The organism is Microcoleus sp. D3_18_C4 (genome assembly GCF_036702355.1).
Classification (GTDB): domain Bacteria; phylum Cyanobacteriota; class Cyanobacteriia; order Cyanobacteriales; family Microcoleaceae; genus Microcoleus.
In genome coordinates this window covers 1-22,552 of sequence record NZ_JAUBTF010000057.1, presented here as the reverse complement: position 1 = coordinate 22,552, position 22,552 = coordinate 1, and the positions used below count along the sequence as shown (strand labels likewise).

The window sequence follows — 22,552 nt, the reverse complement described above, 5'->3', positions numbered from 1 at the left end:
CAGACAACGGACAACAGCCAACTGACAACTGACAACTGAAAAATGCTTACTTTGATTCACCCAACTGCTGTGATTCATCCCCGCGCTGAACTTCACCCGACTGTAGAAGTGGGAGCTTATGCTGTAATTGGGGAAAGAGTGAAAATCGGGCCGGAGACTAAGATTGGCGCTCATGCAATTATCGACGGGCTAACAGAAATAGGCGCTCGCAATCACATTTTCCCCGGTGCGGCGATTGGTTTGGAACCTCAAGATTTGAAATACGAGGGTTCTCTGACTAGGGTGAAAATTGGCGACAACAATCTCATTCGGGAATACGTGACAATTAACCGCGCTACTGGAGCCGGAGAAAGCACGACTATTGGCAATCATAATCTATTGATGGCTTATGTTCATGTGGGACACAATTGCGCGATCGCCGATCGAGTAATTATCGCCAATGCTGTAGCCTTAGCCGGACACGTTAAAATCGAGTCTCAAGCTCGCTTGAGCGGTGTTTTGGGGGTTCACCAGTTTGTCCACATCGGCCGCTTGTCTATGGTGGGCGGCTTGAGCAGGATCGATCGAGACGTACCTCCTTATATGCTAGTCGAGGGGAATCCTTCGAGAGTGCGAGCAATCAACAAAATAGGCCTCGAACGCGCCGGTTTTACCCCAGAAGATTTGCTAGTTTTGAAGAAAACTTTTCGTATTCTATACCATTCTGGCTACACTCTCAATCAAGCTTTGGAACAGTTGGATTTGTTGCCAGAAAATGCCCACTTGCAGCACCTGCAGAGATTTATGCAGCAGTCTGTAACAAAAGGGCGGCGCGGTTTGATTCCTGGCAAAAAGTAAATGAGGTAGAATAAACCTATTGTTTGTAGTAAGGACTTTAGTCCTTATTAGCAGCTAAAATTCGCGTCAGAGAGGACTGAAGTCCTCACTACAAACCTATGATCAGTTAGCTGTAGGGTGTGTCAATTTCAAGCCTTAACCCAGCTAAAAAAGTTTTGCTCCGGGGCACCTTACTGATGATATCGAGGATTTTATGAAAATTTTTATCAGCACTGGTGAGGTTTCGGGCGATTTGCAAGGAGCTTTGTTAGTTGCAGCCTTAAAACGTTACGCTGTCGCCGCTGGTTTGGAGTTAGAAATAACCGGATTGGGCGGCCCTCGTATGGCGGAAGCAGGTGCTACTATTTTAGGCGATACTTTGGGCATTGGTTCTATGGGCCTTATAGAATCAGTGCCGTACATTTGGCCCACAATCAAAGTTCAGCAAAAAGCTAAACAATATCTCAAAAACTTCCGCCCCGATGCTGTTGTATTGATTGATTATTTGACTCCAAATCTCGGTATTGGCAGCTACATCCGCCGCTGTTTGCCTGATTTGCCGGTGGTTTGGTACATCGCACCTCAAGAATGGGTTTGGTCGATTTCTCCTCGCAATACTGATCTGATTGTCAATATTTGCGACCAACTTTTGGCAATTTTCCCAGAGGAAGCTCGTTATTATCAAAAAAAAGGAGCTCAAGTGAGTTGGGTTGGTCATCCTTTGGTGGATAGAATGCAATCTGCGCCCAGCCGGGAAGTTGCCCGCAAAACTTTGGGAATTGTGCCGGAACAGGTGTCGATCGCCCTAATTCCCGCTTCCAGACACCAAGAGCTCAAGTACCTGATGCCGGTTATATTTGAGGCAGCTCAAATTATTCAAGCTAAATTGCCGGAAGTTCATTTTTGGATTCCGCTTGCTAACAAAGCTTTCCGCAGCAAAATTGAACAGGCGATTGAGAATTACGGTTTGCGGGCTACTTTGTTAGAAAATCAAACTCTGGAAATATTAGCCGCTGCCGATCTGGCGATCGCTAAATCTGGTACTGTTAATCTGGAGCTAGCTTTGCTCGACGTTCCGCAAGTTGTCGCCTACCGCGTCAGTCCGATTACGGCGATTATTGCTCGCCACGTCCTGAAATTTTCGATTCCTTTTATGTCTCCGCCCAATTTGGTGCAAATGAAGCCGATCGTCCCGGAGTTGCTGCAAGACGAGGCGACTGCGGAAAATATAGTGAATCACGCACTGGAATTGCTGCAAAATGCCGATCAACGCCAGCAAACTTTGGCAGGTTATCGGGAAATGCGCGAAAGTCTCGGAGATGTGGGCGTGTGCGATCGGGCCGCTGCGGAAATCATGAAAAATGTTAAATTAAATACAGCTTCTTAAAGCAATTTTGGTATTGAAAGGTTATGTAGAAACCCGGTTCCTTTGTGGCTGGCTCGTGGACAAACCCACGATTTATTACCAGAAACGCGGTTGATTTCCTTAATTTCTATTAAAGCAACTTTGTTATTGAAATGTTATGCCAAGCAATCGGAAAAAGCGACCGATCGCTGTTGATTTATTTGCAGGCGCGGGCGGCATGACCCTGGGCTTTGAACAAGCAGGGTTTGATGTACTTGCCTCAGTCGAAATCGACCCTATTCACTGCGCCACACACGAGTTTAATTTCCCGCTGTGTTCTATTCTTTGCAAAGATGTCACACAGCTTACGGGTTCAGAAATTCGGAAAAAATCGGCGATCGGGCGGCGCGAGATAGACGTAGTAATCAGCGGTTCGCCCTGTCAAGGATTCTCCATGATGGGCAAGCGCGATGTGGACGACCCGCGAAATTCTCTAATTTTTCACTTTCAGCGCTTAGTTTTGGAGCTAAAACCCAAGTTCTTTGTAATGGAAAATGTGCCAGGAATTGCATCAGGAGAACACAAAGAACTCCTGAATGTTTTAATTAGCTCTTTTCTGAAATGTGGCTATAAAGTAGAAGAAAAATATCAAGTTCTCAACGCTGTTAACTATGGAGTACCGCAAGCTCGCAAACGATTGTTTTTGATGGGGTGCAAAGAAGGTTATGAGCTACCCAAATACCCTCAGCAAACTACTATACTGCCGAAAATTAAAATTCCTAAACGCTATAAAAAAATTAATTTGCCTGCTGTCCCGACAGTTTGGGATGCGATTGGAGATTTGCCGGAAGTGGAAAAGTACAGCGAGTTGCTGCATCGAGATTGGGTGATGGCGGAGTACGGAAAGTGCAGCACTTATGGGAGTATAATGCGCGGAATTGATGCTTTGGATGATGATTATTCCTACGATCGCGAGTACGATCGACAAATCCTCTCTGGTAGTTTGCGAACTAAACATTCTCAGGAATGTATAGAAAGGTTTCAGGCGGCCAAACACGGCGAAAAAGAGCCGATCAGCCGTTTTTACAAGCTTCACCCTGACGGAGTTTGCAACACACTCAGGGCCGGAACCGACAGGGCGAGGGGGGCTTATACTTCGCCGAGACCGATTCACCCGATCGCCCCTCGGTGCATTACAGTCAGAGAAGCTGCGCGACTGCATTCCTATCCTGACTGGTTTAGATTTCATGTCACAAAATGGCACGGTTTTCGCCAAGTCGGAAATTCTGTACCACCGCTATTGGCGAAAGCTGTCGCAGCGCAAATTATTAGCGCTTTAGGGGTGACAGCCTTTAAGCCCAGTCTCAAACTGACATGGGGAGATGATTCGTTGCTTAAACTCAATTGGTCGGAAGCAGAACAATATTATCTAAAAAGTTAAGAATTAGATTGACAGCGTATATCCAGGGCTACCCCCAATTAAGCGCGGGTTTAGCGTCCCCTGTATCAGTGATCACACTTCGATTACCCGCACGAGATGTCCCCGGTAGTTAAACAAACCGGGAATGTATTCCGGGGCGCTGTGAAGTTTTTTCAAGGTAAAAGTGGCAACTATTTCGACTACTGGCCTGCAATCCAAGGCGTAGCGTCCTATACATAAAATAGCAAAATCAACATCTGGATATCAGAGGAGATTTGAGATTGTGAAAGTCTGCCGGAAAACATTGTGAGAAATTTCACTGAGTTTTGCAACAATTACAAGTCTTTTGGACTTCTAGAGCTATTGTGTAAAAAGTGTATTTTCAGGAGACTCAACTACTATGGGTTGGTTTAAAAGACTGTTCGGACTCGAAAAGCCTGCACCCCAGGCTGAACCGATGGCACAAGTAGTACAGCAAGCAGCACAAGCGCAATCCATCGCTCCTGCTAAAGTCGGCCCAGACGGAAATTTTGACGAAAGTGGCTTAGCGAAGCGGGTTGCTTTAGCTTTTGACGCCGATGCAGAAGTTGCTGATATCGAGACTGTTTATGTAGCTCAGCTCAGCAGCACGGTTGTTCTCAAAGGTCAAGTTCCTAGTCAGGAAATTCTCGACAAGTTGGTGGCGATCGCCTCTGCTGAAGAAGGTGCCACAAACGTGCAAACCGATCAGGTGACAGTCGGCTAGTTCTTGGGAACCGAAGCAGTCTCGCTCCGGGTGCTGCTCAAATTAGCCAAAAACTCGATTAAACCCGCTGCGGCGGGTTTTTTGTTGCCGTCCCCCCCTCAAAATATTAATTATTGTAAATAAAATTGATTTATATCAAAAAACAGTATAATTGAATACAGAAACTAAAAAAGTTTTAGCAAAGAAAACCAACCCTGACCTGACTGCCCTTTTTATCTCCATAAATATAAGGATCAAAAAATATGAAACTGACTTATCGCGGTTCAAACTACGAGTACGACATTCCGACAGTTGATATGATCGAAGGCGAAGTCGCGGGCAAATATCGGGGCCAAAACTGGAACTATCGGTATCCGAGACACATTCCCAACCCCAAAAAATACGGTGGCACAAACAATACCAAAAAGCGAGATGCTCAAGCTGGCGATCGGGATGTCGCAGCAGCTCGCGCCTCAGCGAGGGGGGAATATTACCCAACAGTTGTGGAAGTGGCGCAAGTGCACCAAGCGAATATTTGCAATATTCTCGATCGTAGAAAGGAAGCAGCCAAAGCCAAGGGCGATGAAACACTGCTGCGCTTGCTAGAAATTGAGTCGAGACACATGGTGTGTTAGAGAAAAAGCTTCCGAAAACAAAGCGTTTGTCAAGAGGGGGAAATCAACAGCGGCTTGATTTCCCTCCTCTTCCCATAAAGCAATTTTCAGGTAAGTGAAGTACAAATAAACCAGTTTCTGTCACCCCTTCACGCAAACCACCTGCTTCAGCGTCGCCACAACTTCCACCAAATCCGACTGCTGACTCATCACCTCATCAATCGGCTTATAAGCCCCCGGAATTTCATCTAAAAATTGCTCATCTTTCCGGCACTCAACCCCCTCAGTCTGCCGCACCAAATCATCGAGAGTGAATACATTTTTAGCTTGAGTGCGAGACATCAACCGCCCCGCACCGTGACTGCAACTACAGTAGCTTTCAGCATTTCCCTTCCCTTTAACAATGAAAGATTTCGCCCCCATCGAACCAGGAATAATCCCGTAATCCTCAACATCTGCGCGCACAGCACCCTTGCGAGTCACATACACATCTTCGCCAAAATGCACCTCTTTTTCCGCGTAATTGTGGTGGCAATTCACCTCTAATAACGGCTTAACAGCTTTGCCTCCCGCGACGTGCTTTTCCACAATTCGCTTAAACCGATTCATCATTACATCGCGATTAAAACGAGCATAATCTTGCGCCCACTGCAAATCGTGCCAGTAAGCCGCAAACTCCCGCGTACCCGCTACAAAATAAGCCAAATCTTTGTCAGCCAGATTAATTTCTGCCAGTTTAGCTAAATCTTTAGCAGTCTCGATGTGCTGCTGTGCGAGCAAGTTTCCAATGCCGCGAGAACCGGAATGCAGCATCAGCCAAACAAAGTTTTCTGTATCAACGCAAACCTCAATAAAATGATTGCCGCCGCCGAGGGAACCCATTTGTTTTAAGGCTTTATTATTTTGGTGCTGGACGCCTTGATGAAGTTGCTTAAACTCACCCCATCCCTGCCAGTTGGTGACAGTTTTTTCTACTTCCTTGTTTTCCGCAAATCCCACGGGAATTGCGGCTTCGATATCGAGGCGAATTTGTTTGAGTTTGCCTTCTAATTTGTTAGCGGTGAAAGGCATTTTAATAGCAGCCATCCCGCAACCAATATCAACTCCGACAGCAGCCGGAATAATTGCTTCTTTTGTGGCAATTACGGAACCGACTAAAGCACCTTTTCCTAAATGTACATCGGGCATTAGTGCGACGTGTTTGAATACAAATGGCAAAGATGCTACGTTTGCGGTCATCTTGGTTTCTTTTTCGCCTAGGGCGTGATTTGCCCAAGATAGCACGGGTTTTGGGGTTGATATGTCTAATTTTTCGTAGGGCATTTTTGTTTAAGTTGGTTTTGCCAGTTTGTTATGTAGTATTATTGTAACATAGCAACGGATGTCAAAAACACTAATTCTTGTAGGGTGTGTCAGTCGGGAATTTCTTTTGGGAGTCATAAAATGTTTACTGACGCACCTTACCCACTAATGCTTGCCGCGTCAACTTCACATCAAATGCAGTAGCGGTATTGTTTGTAAGTCGGACAGTCCGACAGGGAATGAATTCCCTGTCTCATAGCGAAAGTCCTCTGAAAGAGGACTAAAATCGATCGCACTTCCCGTCAAAATCTACAGTCGGTTTTAACCGACTTGAGCTTTGAGGCAGGGGTTTAAACCCCTGCCGGATTGCGGGCCAGTGCGTAAAAAGCTGACGCTACATTTTACAAATTCGCATTCTTTCTCCCCGCCTTCTGCACAGGAATAGCAACTGTCTGCGGTTTCTTCTTCGCTGCAAACATCCCAAAGAAGTCGTGCAGCAAAATATAGAAACACGGAATAATAAACAGCGTCAGCAAAGTTGCCAGCGACAAACCGGAAAACACCACCACACCCAGTGGTTGCAAGAATTCCGAACCCTCTCCAATGCCCAAAGCTAGGGGAAATAAACCCAAAACTGTAGTAATAGTTGTCATCAAAATCGGCCGCAAGCGCTGAGGTGCCGCCCTGAGAATTGCTGTTGTGCGATCGACCTTTTCCTCTTCCAGAATTTGGTTCGCCAACTCGATCATAATGATGCCGTTATTCACCACAATTCCCACGAGCAAAATTGCACCGATCATCACCGTCGCACCGATCGCAGTTTTGGTCACATAAAGCCCAAATACTCCCGCCGCCAACGCCAGCGGCACTGTCAGCAAAATCACCAGCGGGTCAACCAGAGAATTGTACTGCACCGCCATCGCTACAAACACTAGAAAAGTCGCCAATCCCCCCAACAGCTTGAGAGAAGTTTGCAATTGTTCATTAGTTTCAGCAGCCGAACTCGGCAGAATTCTTACTCCGGGCGGCAACTTAAGTTCTGATAAAACTGCATCCACTTGCTGGACAGCATCGCCCAGACTTGCACCCTTATTCAAGTTTCCGACAACTAAGAAGACTTGCCGCTGATTGAGGCGCTGAATTTCTGCCGGCGCTTTGCCGATCGTAATATTGGCCACGTCGCTTAAACGGATGATGGTATTATTGCCGCCAGATAAGGGAATTTGCCCGAGTTGGGAAGTATTTTTTACAGAATTGCGATCGAACTGCACCCGCACATCTATTAATCGGTTTCCCCGCTGCAACTGAGTGGGAACAGCACCTTCAATTGCTGTCTGAATTGTCTCCCCAATATCTTGGGCTGTCAGCCCGTACACAGCGGCCTTTTCCCAGTCTGGACGAATTTGTACCTCTGACTGCGGCGCGTCTGCCTCCGGCCGAAACCGGGCTAATTTTACCTTCTCATCTAATTCTTTTAATATCTGACGGCCTGCTTCCTCCAATGATTCTTCAGTTTCCCCCTGAACCACGACATCAATTTCGCCACCCCGCACGGGAGAATTAGTTAAAACTAAACCCCTAATCGATTCTGGAACTAGCCGCAGACGAGTTCCTTTAGGAAGGTCAAGTTTTTTAAATTCCTCCGTCATTCTCTCCGTAAAATTGGTGGTATTCGTACCTGGTTTTAGCGTAATTGTGCTGCTTCCCCGGAGCAAATTTTCCACCGTATTGTTGCCGAAAAGCAGCCCCCCTGCTGTCGTTAAAGTGTAGTCTGTTTCTGGCTGTGCGAGCAGAAGTTTATCGGCTGCTGCAATCACTTTTTGATTGGTTTCCAAGTTAGTCCCCGGAGGAAACGAAGCAAATAATCTGGCTTGACTTGTATTAACTCTCGGCAAAATTTCTTGGGGAATTTGACCCGCCATCACCCAAGTGCCACCGCCTAAAATCACAAAAGCAAGTGCAATGATAATTAACCGCAAACTCAGAACTTTTGACAGCATCGAACCGTAAGCCCGCGTACCGTTCTCAAAGCCGCGGTTGAAATGTTTGATCGGCCCGAACTGACTGATATTGCTGGAATAAGACATTCCCATCAGGCGAGAAGTCAGCATCGGCACTACCGTTAAAGCTACTAGCAGAGATGCTGCTACTGCAAAGCTAATTGTCAAAATTAATTCGTTAAATAGCAGAGAAAAGAAGCCGCCGATCAGCAAAAATGGCAGCACTGATACTAAGTTGGCTGCTGTGGAAGCAACCATTGCTGATTCTACTTCTTCACTCCGCAATACTGACTCTTCTATCGTGCGTTCTTTTCGATCTTTGATTCTGCCTTTTTTCAGATGAGGGTTGCTGTCTAGACCGACTACAATATTTTCTAAAATAACTACGCTGGTGTCGATCGCCTGACCGATTCCTAACGCTAAACCGCCTAAACTAAACAAGTTCAGGGACAAGCCGAACAGCCGCATTAAAATAATGGCTGCTAGAGTACACAGGGGAATAGTCAAAGAAATAATCAGGGTTTGTCGGAGGGAACCTAAAAAGAACAAAACTGCGATCGCAGCCAGCACTGCGCCTGAAACCCCCGCATTCGCCACATCCGCTAAGGAATTGCGGATAAATCGGGATTCGTCTAAGGTAGTAACTACGGTCATGTCTGCAGAAATTAAGCCGGACTCCTGCATTTCTTTGATGCGATTTTTAACTCCGTCTACAACAGTAATTGTGTTGGCGTCCGGCTGTTTTAAGATGCTAATTTTAACGGCAGGTTTTTGATTGAGAAAAACTTTGACTCGCTGTTCTTCCGTGCCGTCATTGACTTGAGCAAAATCGCGCAGGTAAACTCGTTTTGGCGGGTTGGAACCGGATACTTGAAAGGAAAGATTGGCAATTTCAGAGGCGGTTCTAAAGCGACCGATTGTGCGCGTCAGCGGTTCGTTAGATTCTTGCCGCAGCCGGCCGCCGGAAGTGTCTAAATTGCGCGAACGCAAAGCATTAAAAACGTCATTAAGATTAACTCCTAAACTTTGCAGCCGGTTCAGGTCAATATTAACTTGAATTTCTTCTTGAACGCCGCCGGAAACGTCAACGGAAGCTACTCCGGGAATAACGTTAATTTCCCTGGCTAATTCGTCATCGGCAAATACCCGCAAATCTACCCCTTGTCGCGAGTCTGAAGTCAGGGCAAATTCGTAAACCGGCTGTTGAGAAGGGTCAAATTTAAACAGATTCGGCGATTCAACTGTATCGGGAAGTCGGTTGCGGATGCGGTTGACGGAGGCTGTCGCGTCGTTGAGGGCTTGGTTGATGTCGCCTCCTGGTCTGAAGAATAAATCGACGCTGACTTGTCCTTCGCGAGTGCGGGAAAAAACTTGCGTGACTCCTTCTGTCGCTGAAAGTCCTTGTTCGAGGGGGCGGGTAATTTCGTCAACTGCAACTTCTGGCGAGATTCCGGGGGCGTCTAACCGCACGCTGATGCGGGGATAGGTGATGGAGGGCAGCAAGTCAACGGGCAGTTGGGTGATGTAGAAAATGCCCACGACTATAATCGCAAGTGTCAGCATGAGGGTGCCGATGTGGCGACGAATCGCGGTCGCGCTAATGCTGAATCCGGGTTTGTCGGGGGTCATTTGATTTGAGATTTTAGATTTTTGAATTGAAAAGTTTACCCAGTCAGCCAGCCTGCAAAGGAATGAATCGCGGGGCTGGCGACCAAATTGTTTTCGCTCAGGCTTTATTTTGTATAGGCAGTGAGAGAATATTTACGCTCTGCACCTGACAAGTAGTATAATAAATTTTAATAAATTGTCAAAAATGTTTTTTTGAATATTCCTTTAGAGGTAGTCTATCGCCCAAAATGCAGATTGGCAGAAATTGCGAGGGGATTTTGAATCTCTGTAAGTTATCGCCATCAGGAACAGGCAAGATGCCTGTTCCACAACAAATAAACTTTCTTGTGGAACAGGCATCTTGCCTGTTCCTAAAGTCTTCTTCCCTTTTCCCTCTTCCTTCTTCCTTCTTGCTTCTTGCTTCTTCCTTCTTTTACTGTACTTGAGAGCCGTGGACGCGGGGGTCGGAGCTACTTGTTTTCACAGGCCCTGTGGGGGGAGTAAAATTAGAAACTTGACCGCCAGCTTGGGCGTGTGGCAGAGGTTTTCCTGCAATTAAAGCTTCTAAGTTAGCTTCCATAATACTGCGCGGCATTTCGCCCATCGTTTCAGCAACGGCGCTGCCTTTATCGTTCAAGTAGACAAAGTGCGGAATGCCGTCTACTCGATATTTGGTAATTTCTGGCAGCCATTTGTCATTGTCTACATTCAGCATCACAAAATTTAGCGGTTCGGCGTATTTCTGTTTAATTTCGCTCAAATCGTTAGCCATTGCCTGACAGCTACCGCACCAATTAGCATAAAATTCCATGAGTGTAGGTTTCCCATTTACCAAAGCTGTTTCTAATGGCGTTGAAGCTTTTGCCATGTCGGTGAGACTGCTTGACGGCGTTTGGGTTTGCAGCCCGAAGAAGATGGATATTGAAAGGGCGATCGCTGTTAACACGATCAATAAGTTTCTGAGGCGCGTGGCGACTTTTGTTTCGGGATTTTTGGCGACGGGGGCGACCGTTGACTTGGGCGAATTCTGGGTCATAAAATAAATTGCGCTTTGATTTCTATGTTTTTATTTTAAATAATAGATTCAGATTATAGCACATTTTGAGATAATCAGACCCATTTCATAAAAATTTGTGCTAAAGGCAGTAATTAGATTAAGTGCGCTAAAACATAAGATAACAAAGATTGTTTGTAAATTACCGAGGACTTGCAGGGTGAAAAAACGGGTAACACTGACGTTTCCCCAACGATCGATCCAAATGCCTGTCACCTATCGACTGGCAAAGGATTTTAATGTTGCAGCCAACATTATCCGTGCTCAGGTAGCTCCGAATCAAGTGGGCAAACTGGTGCTAGAGTTATCAGGGGATATCGACCAACTAGAAGCGGCGATCGACTGGATGCGATCGCAAAATATCGGCGTTTCCCTAGCCAGTCGGGAAATACTCATAGACGAAGATAGCTGTGTTCACTGCGGTTTGTGTACGGGAGTTTGCCCGACGGAAGCCTTGACCCTTGACCCAGAAAGCTTTAAACTAAGTTTTGCTCGATCGCGGTGTATCGTTTGCGAGCAGTGCATCCCTACTTGTCCGGTGCAAGCTATTTCTACTAACCTCTAGAAACTGTACACACTCATCGGAAGCATCATCTTTTTTCCCTGGTTCTCCTAATTGTGCCATTGGATGAAAAAAAACTCTTGGGTTTCCCTAACTCTACTTTTTGTTACTTATTTCACTTTTGGCTGGAAATTATCAGAGTTTGATGTTCCCCCGCACCTGACTTGGTTTCTAGCCATAGCTTCAATTCTAGTGTTGGCGGCCGCCTTGTCGTTCCCGCTGAGAGACATAAAAGCATTAATCATGCGGTGGTTTTCGAGTGATATCGGTGCTTTTCTTTCTATTATTGTAGGAGCTTTTGTGGCAGTGGTAGTTTTTGCTTGGCTGCACCTTTTTGCTACTTGTTTACTCTTGATTTCAGCCGGAGCTTTGGCAAGACTCGATATTCAAATATCTGGTTGGAAGAATTGGCGGGCTTTTGCGGTATTAGCTACCATTTCTTTAACAGGTGTGGCGCTGGGGGGAGCGAGCGAGTTTTGGTTAAAAACAGGCAGGCTCGTATTCTCTTAATGAGGAACGGGAAATTCAACCAACCAAATTCTATAACTCGTAACGCAGATTTAGCCCAAAACTATCAGAGCGCCCATCAATAAATACAGCTTATTTTTTTTTAATCCCCCTCCCGGATTAATTCCCCTTCCGCGCCGTAATCATAGCAGTTTTCAAGCCTGGTGAGGTACAGCTTGTCAATGGCTGATTCCCCGTTGGTTGTTACCAATGCCCCATTCCCAACTACCCATTCCCCATTACCAATTACCAATTAACGACGAACCTGGAGGGGAACTGAAAACCGCTATGGGAGTATTGAGGTTTAGCCACTGTTGCTCAAAATGTTATGCCCAAGAGTCCGCAAGTCGGGCAGGCAAAAACTCGATTGCAATAAAAAAGCAGCTTTAGGGAGCTGCTAGTCAGAATGCATGAGGTATTGTTTTTAGAATAGGACAGGTTGAATTCGATCGGTGCTGGGTTACATTTTTTGATACGGGAGAGTTGATGAGTGAATGGACGATCGTAAAATCGTCACATAGCAGGGTATCATTGATGCTAAATTTCCCGACAATCAAGTTAGCGTTTAACTGTCCTTGCGCCCTACAGCCCTTCAGCGGTGGGGCCATTTTATTTTTAGGGATAACTCAATAGCCGGCTTTAACGAATCAGATGATTCTGGCATTAGTTCTTGTATAAAATCTCCACATCGCCACATCCTCATACCTATAAAACTTACGCATTACATCCACTCAAACCCGGTGGATTTCAAAATATGGGGTAGTTAAACGGACACACTCAGACAAAAATCAGTATTTTTACCGAAGTCATACAATTTTAGATTTTAGATTTTAGATTTTAGATTTGGGGAATAACTGATGAAGCTGGTGGTTTGGAGCTTGCTTAGGGTTGCATTATTTTTGGGAACTAATATCAAAAGTCTTCAAAAACCTGTTATTTTCCCACAAACCCGGTTTCTGAATGTATCAATTGAGATCAGGCCCGGTTTCTGATTTGATAACTTTTTGGATTTCCTCCATCGCCCTAGTCGCGACGGCTTCAGGCCTTTCCCCCACACCAGCATAGACTCGGACATCTGCTTGAGTGTAGAAACGCTCTCGCTCTTTCAAAAGGCTTTGCAGCTTAGATTTGATCTCGCCCTCCTGCAGTAGGGGTCGAGCGGTGTCTGAACGCAGTCGATCGTACAATTGATCTACAGGCACATCCAGCCAAACTACTACACCGTAGTGCAAGTAACCCCAATTCATCGATCGCGTCACAATGCCACCGCCCGTAGCCACGACCGAATTTTGATACGCAGACAATTCGCCGAGCACTTTAGTTTCTAGTTCCCGAAAAGCCTCTTCCCCTTCTCGATCAAAAATCTCAGCAATTGACTGATTAGCAACTCGAACAATTAGTTCATCAGTATCAAAAAAACGGTATTTTAATTTTTTTGCCAAAATCCGCCCTACCGTTGTTTTCCCCGCACCCATCATCCCCACAAGATAGATATTTACTCCCCTCAACCCATCCACTGCCAAATCCTCCGATATTTTTCTATTTTTTCAGGTTAATCGATCTGCCACTGAGGCCATCATCGTCATCAAACTCATCACCCTCATCCAATCCCCAATCCTCATCTGCTTCTGCAAGAGGATTTATTGGTGCTTCATCAGCGGGTTTAGGAATGTCCCCTCCCGGAGGAACGATCACCCGATACTCGGCATCGTATACAGACTCAGTTTGTCCCACCCCAGACTGGCTCGGATCTCTATAGCCGTAAGAATATACTGAGCCAGCCCAAGATTTGCTTTTTGGTTCCTGCTGAGCTTCGTAAGCCCTCGGATTTGCCGCTGGAACATCATTGACCTGCGGTTGATCGGGAAAATCGCGATCGTCCCCCCAATCGTCATCACCCCCTTGAGAGCCGGATTTTGAGCCATCTGAGACCCAATCGTCCTCATCGTCTGCTGCATAAGTCCCCGGTTGAGCGTAATCCTTCGCCCCATCAGGCTTCGGAGTTTCTTGCTGGAAAGTCCGGGCACTGTAACCCGCCGACGAGCCGTACTCAGTTCGGTAGGAACCAGCAGCCTGAGTTTGGCTATTTTCCCTATTCAGATCCGGGTCAATTTCCAGCTTTCTAGGAGGGGGAGGCGGCGTGTAAGGCGTTCTCCTGTCCTCTGGGAAAGTATCGGGACGGCTGCGACTGGATCTGCCGGCGCGGTCTGCCGTTAGAGATAGGTAATTTGAAAAAGCCAGCAAACCAGAAATCAATAAAGATGTGACAGCTCCCATCGCCAGGCTCAGCAAAATCCAGATAGATAAAGGCAAAGCAGGCGATCGAACTCCCAAAAATACCAGAGACAATGCTGGCTCCACATTTTGCAGGGCAAAAATAGTTAACCCCAACACAATTACTAGCAAAAATACAAGTCGCATATTAAAAATATTGGTAATTGGTAATTGGTAATTGCTAATTGGGAATTGCTAATTAAAACTAACAAATCATCAATAACAAACTGTCAACTGTCAACTGTCAACTGTCAACTAACTCCCTTCTTCTTCCTTCCAGCGTTTGAGAGGAACGCAATCAATCCCCAACTGGTCTAAAGCGCGAGCCACCACAAAGTCTACCAAATCTTCAATAGTTTGCGGATTGTGATACCAAGCAGGAATCGCTGGTACAATTCTAGCTCCAGCTTCCGCCAAGGTAGTCAAATTCCGCAGGTGGATCAAGCTAAAAGGCGTTTCGCGAGGCACGAGTACCAATTTTCGCCCTTCCTTGAGCTGAACGTCGGCCGCTCTTTCAAGCAAATCCGAGCTCAAGCCAGCCGCCAATTTGCCCAGCGTACTCATGCTACAGGGAATAATGATCATCCCTTGGGTACGAAAGGAGCCACTAGCAATATTAGCACCGACATCTTGCCAAGGATGACACCGAAGTTTACCCATTGTGGCGACTCCTGCTTGTTCCCGCCAGAATTCCTCTTGAAGCGTCGGTTCGGCGGGCATTCGCGTGTTCTGTTCGCTTTGCCAAACCATGTAAGTAGATTTCGATGCTACCAGTTCGATCGCGCGATCGGCTTCCAACAAATATTTGAGAGTTCGCACCGCATAAATCAGTCCCGATGCACCGGTAACTCCTACAATGAGGGGGTAGTTATTCGTCATTAGTTATTTGTTAGTTGACGGTTGAGTGTTGCTAGTAATTAGTTGTTAGCTCAAATTTGTTAGCATTGGAATTATTCATATCTCTCTTCTGTTAATCTGCGTGAATCAGCGTCTATCCCTTGTCATCTGCGGCTAACAAATTCTCTTTTTTTCACCGCAGATACAGGCAGATTAACACAGATCAACGCAGATTAATTATATAAATTGTACCGGATTGGATATTAGTCATTAATTGTTTATTGATGATTGCTGAGTATAGTTGGGCGCCCACTTGTTAATACTTAGTTGCCCGATAATGACAACTAAGTATTGAGAAAAGTTAACTGTCAACTGTCAACAGTCAACAGATTATTCATCATCATCAAAAGCTTGGCTGCCGCCCCCAACTGCAACTAAATCAATTTGCTGGCGGTAGTAGTCAACACTCTTGACTTGAACTTCTACCCGATCGCCCAAACGGTACTGATTGCGGTTTTTGCGGCCCACCAGAGTTTGCTGGCGCGATCGATATTCGTACCAATCATCCTTCAGCGAAGAAACGTGCACCAATCCCTCAACACGCAGGATGTCGCTCTCCGGTGGTCGCACCTCAATTTCCACAAAGAAACCGTAAGACTGTACACCTGTAATCAAACCCTGGAAAGTTTGACCGGTGCGTTCTTTCATCAATCCGGTTTTCTTCAATCCCTGCAAATCGCTTTCAGCGTCCTCAGCAACCCTTTCGCGTTCCGTCAGGTGTACCACGGCCGATGCAAACTCTGTCTCAAATTCGTGGTGCAAATCTGGCGGGAGAACATTCCAAGTAATTTGACCGTGACAGGAGGAATGGTGCAAGTCAACTTTTTCCTTAGCCCGTGTTGTGCGGCTGCTGCGGCCTTGCTCGAACACCGCTTGCAACACCCGCAGCACCAGCAAATCGGCGTAGCGGGAAAGCGGCGAAGTGCACCGTGTGTAACCCTCTGACAGCCCCAAACCGAAGTGCGGCTTGGCAGTGGTGCTGTAAACAGCGGGCTTCATGGTGTCTTCGAGCAGGTAGGTGAGAACTCTTTCGGACTTAAGGCCGGCAAACTGCTGGGTAAATCGCTGAAAGTCCAAGGGCAAAACTTCTTCTTCGGTTTCGAGATACAGTTCGCCTCCGAGGTTGTTCGAGAGTTTGATGAACTCTTGAATGTCTGCCGGATCTGGCATCGGCTGGACACGGTAAATTGCTGGGACTCCCAAGGCTTGCAGGTGGGTGGCGACAGCTTGGTTGGCGAGTACGACCAACTCGGAGACAGCCGACTGAACGGGGGGAGCTGTTGCAAAAGCTCCTAATTCGCCTTCGTCGTCGAAGTGAGAGTTAGCATCAGGCAAATTTAGTTCAAAAGCTCCTCGCTTGAGCCTTGTCTGTCTGGCTGCCTGTGAGGCGGCCCCGATTTGATCGAGGAAAGGACGGAGGGCGGAAGATAAAGGGTGCTCTTCGGCATTGCTTGGTTCGAGAATTGCTTGAGCTTGCTCGTAGGTGAGGTGGTAGTCAATTTGAATGACGCTAGTTTGAATTTCGTATTCTAGGAGTTCTCCTGATTGGTCGAGGGTGAGCAGTATGCTGAAGGCCAGCCGTTCTGTGTCTGGCAGCAGGGAGCAGCGCTCGTTGAGTGTTTCTGGCAATACGGCGATGATTTTTTCTCCCAGATGGGCGGCGGTGCCTCGCTTGCGGGCTTCGCGGTCGATCGGGGTTTCTGGCTGCACGTACTCGGCGGCGTCGCTGATGTGGATTCCTATTTGCCAGCGGCCGGGCTTCAGGGTTTCGATCGACAAAGCGCGTTCTATTGGCGGATCGGACAGGAATGATGTTGGATCAAACTCGTTTTCGCCTCCTCCTTCGGAGATATTTTCCTCCTGGGCTTGAGGAGCATTGTTTTCGCTATTGGTTGTTCCCGGTTCGTTTTTGCTGAAGCTAACCGTCAGAATGTTACGCAAATCTAGGCGTTTTTTGATGTCGGTTTTTTTGACTTTGCTGGGCAAATTTTCGGCTGCTTTGATGACGGCGGCGGGGAACGATCGCGGCAAGTCGTGTTTGCAGCATACGATGTCGAGGTCGTCGGCAGCTTCGGCATCGGAACCTAGTACCTGTACTACTTTGCCGACTGGCCGATGGGTGCCGAGGGGGTAGCGTTTGACTTCGACGTGTACTAGGTGGTCGATCGCCTCTTGGAGATTTGTGCCGTTTGCGAGCAAGTCTAGTTCAAACAACAGGCGATCGTCCAGGGGGATTGCTCTGTAGCTGACGCGGCCGGTGGGGGTGGCGGTTTGCTTGACTCGCGCGAGTACCGAGGGGTTGGCGCGTTCGAGGATGAGCATGACTTCGCCTTCGGGCGATCGGCGGCGGCTACCTTCTTTGATGATTTTGACTAAGACTCGATCGCCATTCCAAGCTGTCGAGAGGTGACTTTCCCGCACGTAAACGTCTTCTGAGCCTTCGGCGTCTTGAATTGCAAAGCAAAATCCTTTGCTCGAACAGCGCAGTTTTGCTTCTACTACGTCGTCTTCAGCTACTCGGCGATAGCGGCCTTTGTCTTTGACTAATATGCCAATTTTCTCTAGAGCTTCTAATGCGATTTGAAGTTTGAGTTGACTGGTGGCGTCGTTGCAGTCGAGTTTTTTCTCCAATGCTTTTGGGGCCACTAATTTGTCTTCTGTAAAATTTGCCAGCAGTGCAGCGATAGAAAATTCCATGTAGCGATCGATCCTCTTGTTTCCAGCAATTAGTCTAAATTTTGGCGAAATCAGCCGCACCCCCTCGGGCCCTCGCAGTGCCTGCTTCCCAACAAATGCGCGGGTTGATAGGTGGAGACGCGAGCACAGCCACCTTGTTTCATCGCGAGTTTTTTTTGAGATTCTCTCCCGACACCGGCTTCGTGCTAATTGTCTGCTGTCTGTATTGAACTGACTGCTGACGGTGCAGAAAACTGTCCCGCACGCTATTCCCCAATACAATTTTTTAGCGTTGGTTTGTTTGCTTTTAGGTCAGCAGCGCCGAGCACTTCGCGAATTAGAAAGCCTCTGTCGGTTCTTAAAAGATGGCTCGATACTGAAAGCAACGGCTTGAGTCGAGGATGAGCCGATGGAGGGATGGAGAGGGAGAAAATGTGCATTTCTCGCTTCTGCCTTGTTTCCTTCTGCGTTGTTCCTTCTTCCTTTTGAAGTGCCTCTTGCCTCTTGCTTTAGCAAAGAACTTACCGGATCAAGGCAAAATTGCTAGTAGCTCGCCGCTGCGATGCCCCTGTTTTTTGCACGCGATCTGTCCTTGCGGACGGAGGTGCAACGAGCGGGCCGGGAGCAATCTGTGCTGTAGAAAGTGCAGGTACGCAAACCGGAGACTTTTACTACTTTTGCTTAGTTGCTGTGTCATCTCCTATAGGTAGAAATGACGCCCGATGCTTGTTAGCTTAAACCGCTGGATGTGGCATGGGGTTTAGTGGCGTTTAAGGTTGCGCGGATGACTCACCTTTAATTTATTGTATGTTGAATAGGTGCTTTCAGAAAATTGTTTTCTCAGGGCTGTACTACACTTAAGTCATAAGCCCCCTCTGGTTTCGGGGTCAAAAAATTATGTTTGCTGAATTTCGCGCCCTTTATCCCGCTGGACAGTTAATTTGTGAGTTGCTGACTGTTCATCACGGTAAGTTTGTTGTTCGCTGTCTGATTCAGGTTGACGGCAAAACTCTGGCTACGGCTATGTCGGCTGCTGAGTCTGTTGAGGATGCTGAAGACCGCGCCCGGTTGCGAGCGATCGCTGTCCTTGGATTTGCTGCGCCCGATCGTGCGATCGCGAGTGTTGATCCGGCTCCGGTTGCTCCAGTTGCTCCGATTGCTCCGGTTGCTTCCGTTGCTCCAGTTGCTCCTCCCCCTCCCCCTCCTCCTGCTGTTCCGGTTCCTGTTGGGCCGACAAGTGTTCCTCTTCCGGTTCTAGAAATGCCTGTTGCTGACAACTTGCCTGAAACACATCCAAGCAATTTTGTCAAGACCGAAGCGAAATTAAATGAAGAGCCGATCGCACCTGTAGCGGAACCGCTGCCACCAACGGTCGATCGCGTCGAGGCTACTGGGTTTGTACCAAAGCAGTTAGACTCGGACGCTTGGCTTTCTTCTAGCTACGGCGAACCACTTCAGGAACTGGAGGTACCGACTTCTAGCCAAAGTGAACTGCTACAGGGTGCGGCCGAAGTCAGGGAATTGCAACCGATCGCAGTAGGAATTCCGAGCGATGCGATCGAGGATAATTCTGATACGATCGCGCAAATAGACGCTATCCTCAAACGCCTGCAATGGAAGAAAAAACAGGAAAGCGACTGTCTCGAACACAATTACGGCAAGTCGTCTCAGAGAGAGCTTTCTACCGAACAGTTGGTAGATTTCCTAGAATATCTGGAAATCTACAGCAGAACTACTGAGGAAATCAAGCGGTTGAACTGGACTCCCAACCAAGGAAAAGATTATCTCAAACAAGGTTATGGCAAAGAAGCGCGCCATTTCTTAAATCAAGTAGAATTGCTCGATTTTCTGCAATATCTCGAATCTTTGCCCTAGTAATTATGTAGGGTTTCTAGGTGTGATTTTTTTTTTAGAAAAAGCTACATATAGCAGTTTTCAATTGTAGGAAATACAGTAGGAACACGGGACACTGTGCCGTGTCATGCGCCCCAGCATCTGTAATTCACTGCACTGAAAACTGCTATATAACTGTTAAAAATTAAAAATCAAAAATGAGGAAATATTCTTCATTTTTGATTTTTAACTTTTCATTTAGACGACAGCGGCGATCGGGCGGCTGGCGGAAGGACGGCGATCGATCACTTGATCGACTAATCCGTAGTCCTTTGCTTCTTCAGCCGACATGAAGAAATCCCGTTCGGTATCTTCTTCAATGCGGGAAAGCGGCTGACCGGTATGGTTGGCAAGATGTTCGTTCAGGCGGCGTTTGTGGTACAAAATCTCTTTGGCCTGAATTTCAATATCGGTTGCTTGTCCTTGAGCTCCGCCGAGAGGTTGGTGGATCATAATCCGGGAGTGAGGCAAACTCATCCGCTTGCCTTTAGCACCGGCACTCAATAGGAAAGCGCCCATGCTGGCTGCCAAACCGAGGCAAATAGTGCAAATGTCGGGGCGGATGTGGTTCATCGTGTCAAAAATGCCCATACCTGCTGTTACCGAACCCCCTGGGGAGTTGATATAGAGGTAAATATCTTTCTCCGGGTCTTCAGCGTCTAAAAATAGCAATTGGGCAACGATCAGGTTAGCCAAGTCTGAGTCAACCTGTTGGCCCAAGAAGACGATGCGATCGCGCAGGAGTCGCGAGTAAATGTCAAAGGCGCGTTCGCCGCGACCGGATTGTTCTATAACTGTTGGGATCATTGACGCCTGCCTGCCTATTACGTATCTTTTTTTAATTTTAGCGATTAGGGCTCAGTTATAGTTAGCGATCGGTGGCGTGCGATCGAGAAATCGGCAAAATCCTTTAGCTGGGCGGGGTTGGGGCGGTAATTTGAGGAATTTGTGGCGGGGGTGCGATCGGATTTCCGATCCAAGGGCGATCGATGTTGAGGAAGCGGACATCAATAAACGTTAAATGTTGTTATGTGGCGATCGTATCATTGCTAAAACTGAAATCGCTCGATCGCCGCTGACACTAGCAAAATGGTCGAAAAATTCATCGATCGAATCACCAGCTTCGAGATAATCAAGTAGAGTCTCGATCGGGACGCGAGTAGCAATAAAGACAGGACTTCCACCTAAAATATCGGGGTCGCTATGAAAGATAGTAGCTGCGTATTGCAAAGAAAAGGTTGTGAAATCGAGACAATCTTCCTCAGTCCAGGTATCACTTGGCTCGACTACAGCGAGATTTGGCTGCGATAACTCGTTGAGGATAAGAGTTGCCAAGCGCAGCCGCTCTGTTAGTGACAAAGTGCGGACAACTTGGATATAGATTTCCTGAGCGATAGTCGGCCTAAAAACTTGCTCATGCCTTCAATTTTAACTTAAACTGGTGTTTTGCTAGAAAGATCGATCGCCCTTTTCTCATATCATTAGAAGTGCGATCGGCAATCCTTCCCTTGATGCCCTCCGCCGTTCGGGATTTGCCCTGACTCATTGAATCCTTTGCTGATAGGTAACATTTAAATTAATTAAACTAATGAATAAAGATTTTTGGATTGAACAGCTCAAGAAAAGAGAAGTTTTTGAAAAAGCCTATGTATATGCTATTTACTACCAAATCAAAGAAGATGCCTACTGCAACTTTATTGAAATAGCTTACTACAGACAAAATAAAGAAAAATTATTTAAAGAAATTGAATCATCTCTGGAAAATCCCAGTTTGTATGAACCAGAAACTGCGTTTTCATTCTATCTACCAAAATCAGATATGTTCTTCAGAAGGATGATATACACTCCCTTCAAAGACTTAGTAATCAAATTTATTTTTGTATCTGTATTAGCTGAACTATTGGATTTTACGTTTGTTCACAATTGCTTTTCACATCGTCTTGATAGAAATATAAAAAATAAGATCTCCAAGAGATATTTATATATGCCTCACTATGCAGGATTTCAAGAGTTTATAGATTGGCAATTTGCCCAAGTCGAAAATAGCACTTGTCTGCTGAAAACCGACATATCATCTTTTTATGACTCTATATCTCATGAATATCTCCTGTCAGCAATTTCACAAAAACTAAACATAACTAATGAAAGTCATTTTATGATTCTATTTAGTAGGACATTGAAATTCAAAACTTGTTACTATTCAATGGTGGACGGAAAATTATGTGAAACATATAATAGCCAAGGTATACCGATAGGAAATTCAGCCGAAGGCTTTATAGCTAATATATTTCTTAATGAAGTGGATGAAGCATTATTCAATTTAGGTATAAATTTCGGCAGATATGTAGATGATTTTAGAGTTTTTACAAACAATAAAAGTGATTCATTAAAGGTGTTAATAATCCTACAAGAATTTCTTCTAAAAATAGGACTAAATTTGAATACTTCAAAAACCAAAATCATAGAAGCTCAAGAACAAATTATTAAATTCATTAAACATTCAAATAAAAGTGGCATTTATGGAATGCCCTGTCAAGAAGAGAGTTCTAATGAAAGCCAGCCAGAAAAAAAGCTAGATAAAACCCAAATCATTAAAGAAATTGATTCTAAACAAGCAAGTGAGCAATATGAGAAATTATATTTTTTAAAATATCCAAAGAAAGTTATAAAAATAAACGATATTGATGATGAAGATAAAGCAAAAAAATTCTGTGTTTTTTTGAATGGCATTAAATTAGGCGCGAAACTTGAAAATCAAGCATTTAGTCAGCAGATGGAATCTCTTTAGGGTTTGCTGAATAATTGATCGCAGACCACTAGCAGGAGCGATCGATATATTCAAGGTGAGTTAAATATAAGT

Annotated in this window: 21 protein-coding genes; 10 read left to right on the top strand and 11 right to left on the bottom strand. The window is 46.1% G+C overall.

Annotated elements, in window-relative coordinates; translation table 11 throughout:
• Positions 1 to 42: 42 nt before the first annotated feature.
• The 3 genes from lpxA (at position 43) to QUA90_RS23615 (ending at position 3,602) form a co-directional block, all read left to right on the top strand.
• Positions 43 to 837 carry an acyl-ACP--UDP-N-acetylglucosamine O-acyltransferase gene (gene lpxA / locus QUA90_RS23625; protein WP_333448066.1) on the top strand — a complete coding sequence of 265 codons (795 nt, stop codon included), beginning with the start codon at positions 43 to 45 and terminating at the stop codon, positions 835 to 837.
• Positions 838 to 1,030: 193 nt separating this feature from the next.
• On the top strand, positions 1,031 to 2,203 hold the full coding sequence (lpxB, locus tag QUA90_RS23620; RefSeq protein ID WP_333448064.1) for a lipid-A-disaccharide synthase: 1,173 nt from the start codon (positions 1,031 to 1,033) through the stop codon (positions 2,201 to 2,203).
• Positions 2,204 to 2,339: 136 nt separating this feature from the next.
• The gene (locus tag QUA90_RS23615; protein WP_333326628.1) at positions 2,340 to 3,602 is read left to right on the top strand and encodes a DNA cytosine methyltransferase; all 1,263 of its coding nucleotides are present in this window, start codon (positions 2,340 to 2,342) and stop codon (positions 3,600 to 3,602) included.
• Positions 3,603 to 3,674: 72 nt separating this feature from the next.
• Here QUA90_RS23615 and QUA90_RS30515 read toward each other — a convergent pair whose 3' ends face one another.
• Entirely contained in the window at positions 3,675 to 3,800 is a 126-nt protein-coding gene (locus QUA90_RS30515; protein WP_445300137.1) for a hypothetical protein, read from the bottom strand.
• Between the two features lie 181 nt (positions 3,801 to 3,981).
• On the opposite strand from QUA90_RS30515, the gene QUA90_RS23610 reads away from it, so the two are divergent.
• Both QUA90_RS23610 and QUA90_RS23605 read left to right on the top strand, forming a co-directional pair.
• Positions 3,982 to 4,326 (top strand): BON domain-containing protein, encoded by a 345-nt coding sequence (locus tag QUA90_RS23610; RefSeq protein WP_333082559.1) that lies wholly within the window; start codon positions 3,982 to 3,984, stop codon positions 4,324 to 4,326.
• 242 nt (positions 4,327 to 4,568) lie between these two features.
• Positions 4,569 to 4,940: a DUF4278 domain-containing protein gene (locus QUA90_RS23605; RefSeq protein ID WP_333082558.1), complete on the top strand. Its 372-nt coding sequence runs from the start codon at positions 4,569 to 4,571 to the stop codon at positions 4,938 to 4,940.
• 120 nt (positions 4,941 to 5,060) lie between these two features.
• Here the strand turns inward: QUA90_RS23605 and QUA90_RS23600 are convergent, their stop codons facing one another.
• From QUA90_RS23600 to QUA90_RS23590, 3 genes are all read right to left on the bottom strand, one after another.
• On the bottom strand, positions 5,061 to 6,242 hold the full coding sequence (locus QUA90_RS23600) for an RtcB family protein (RefSeq protein WP_333448062.1): 1,182 nt from the start codon (positions 6,240 to 6,242) through the stop codon (positions 5,061 to 5,063).
• Positions 6,243 to 6,622: 380 nt separating this feature from the next.
• A complete protein-coding gene (locus QUA90_RS23595) occupies positions 6,623 to 9,850 on the bottom strand; it encodes an efflux RND transporter permease subunit (RefSeq protein ID WP_333448060.1) in 3,228 nt (1,075 codons plus the stop codon).
• A gap of 412 nt (positions 9,851 to 10,262) precedes the next feature.
• Complete coding sequence (locus QUA90_RS23590) at positions 10,263 to 10,865, bottom strand: thioredoxin family protein (protein WP_333082553.1); 603 nt, start codon at positions 10,863 to 10,865, stop codon at positions 10,263 to 10,265.
• A gap of 178 nt (positions 10,866 to 11,043) precedes the next feature.
• Between QUA90_RS23590 and QUA90_RS23585 the strand changes: the two genes are divergently transcribed.
• The gene (locus QUA90_RS23585; protein WP_333390989.1) at positions 11,044 to 11,448 is read left to right on the top strand and encodes an NIL domain-containing protein; all 405 of its coding nucleotides are present in this window, start codon (positions 11,044 to 11,046) and stop codon (positions 11,446 to 11,448) included.
• Positions 11,449 to 11,511: 63 nt separating this feature from the next.
• Positions 11,512 to 11,955, top strand: coding sequence for a hypothetical protein (locus tag QUA90_RS23580; RefSeq protein WP_333326636.1), 444 nt, complete (start codon positions 11,512 to 11,514; stop codon positions 11,953 to 11,955).
• 962 nt (positions 11,956 to 12,917) lie between these two features.
• Here QUA90_RS23580 and QUA90_RS23575 read toward each other — a convergent pair.
• From QUA90_RS23575 to QUA90_RS23560, 4 genes are all read right to left on the bottom strand, one after another.
• Positions 12,918 to 13,469 carry a shikimate kinase gene (locus tag QUA90_RS23575; protein WP_333326638.1) on the bottom strand — a complete coding sequence of 184 codons (552 nt, stop codon included), beginning with the start codon at positions 13,467 to 13,469 and terminating at the stop codon, positions 12,918 to 12,920.
• A gap of 22 nt (positions 13,470 to 13,491) precedes the next feature.
• On the bottom strand, positions 13,492 to 14,373 hold the full coding sequence (locus QUA90_RS23570; RefSeq protein ID WP_333326640.1) for a LapA family protein: 882 nt from the start codon (positions 14,371 to 14,373) through the stop codon (positions 13,492 to 13,494).
• A 108-nt stretch (positions 14,374 to 14,481) separates the two neighbouring features.
• Positions 14,482 to 15,105: a flavin prenyltransferase UbiX gene (locus tag QUA90_RS23565; protein WP_333082548.1), complete on the bottom strand. Its 624-nt coding sequence runs from the start codon at positions 15,103 to 15,105 to the stop codon at positions 14,482 to 14,484.
• A gap of 348 nt (positions 15,106 to 15,453) precedes the next feature.
• A complete protein-coding gene (locus QUA90_RS23560) occupies positions 15,454 to 17,820 on the bottom strand; it encodes a ribonuclease R family protein (protein ID WP_333448058.1) in 2,367 nt (788 codons plus the stop codon).
• An 876-nt stretch (positions 17,821 to 18,696) separates the two neighbouring features.
• On the opposite strand from QUA90_RS23560, the gene QUA90_RS23555 reads away from it, so the two are divergent.
• Complete coding sequence (locus QUA90_RS23555) at positions 18,697 to 19,674, top strand: hypothetical protein (protein ID WP_333448056.1); 978 nt, start codon at positions 18,697 to 18,699, stop codon at positions 19,672 to 19,674.
• A 216-nt stretch (positions 19,675 to 19,890) separates the two neighbouring features.
• Here QUA90_RS23555 and clpP read toward each other — a convergent pair whose 3' ends face one another.
• Positions 19,891 to 20,499 carry an ATP-dependent Clp endopeptidase proteolytic subunit ClpP gene (gene clpP / locus QUA90_RS23550; protein ID WP_006635758.1) on the bottom strand — a complete coding sequence of 203 codons (609 nt, stop codon included), beginning with the start codon at positions 20,497 to 20,499 and terminating at the stop codon, positions 19,891 to 19,893.
• Positions 20,500 to 20,575: 76 nt separating this feature from the next.
• Between clpP and QUA90_RS23545 the strand changes: the two genes are divergently transcribed.
• Positions 20,576 to 20,713: a hypothetical protein gene (locus QUA90_RS23545; RefSeq protein ID WP_333326646.1), complete on the top strand. Its 138-nt coding sequence runs from the start codon at positions 20,576 to 20,578 to the stop codon at positions 20,711 to 20,713.
• Here QUA90_RS23545 and QUA90_RS23540 read toward each other — a convergent pair.
• Positions 20,710 to 21,051, bottom strand: a complete 342-nt coding sequence (locus QUA90_RS23540; RefSeq protein ID WP_333448054.1) for a DUF433 domain-containing protein — start codon at positions 21,049 to 21,051, stop codon at positions 20,710 to 20,712. The two genes, QUA90_RS23545 and QUA90_RS23540, sit on opposite strands and share 4 nt — an antisense overlap.
• 55 nt (positions 21,052 to 21,106) lie before the next feature.
• Positions 21,107 to 21,238 (bottom strand): hypothetical protein, encoded by a 132-nt coding sequence (locus QUA90_RS23535; RefSeq protein WP_333435553.1) that lies wholly within the window; start codon positions 21,236 to 21,238, stop codon positions 21,107 to 21,109.
• Between the two features lie 42 nt (positions 21,239 to 21,280).
• Here QUA90_RS23535 and QUA90_RS23530 point away from each other — a divergent pair, with 42 nt between their 5' ends.
• Complete coding sequence (locus tag QUA90_RS23530; protein ID WP_333448052.1) at positions 21,281 to 22,480, top strand: RNA-directed DNA polymerase; 1,200 nt, start codon at positions 21,281 to 21,283, stop codon at positions 22,478 to 22,480.
• Positions 22,481 to 22,552 lie beyond the last annotated feature (72 nt).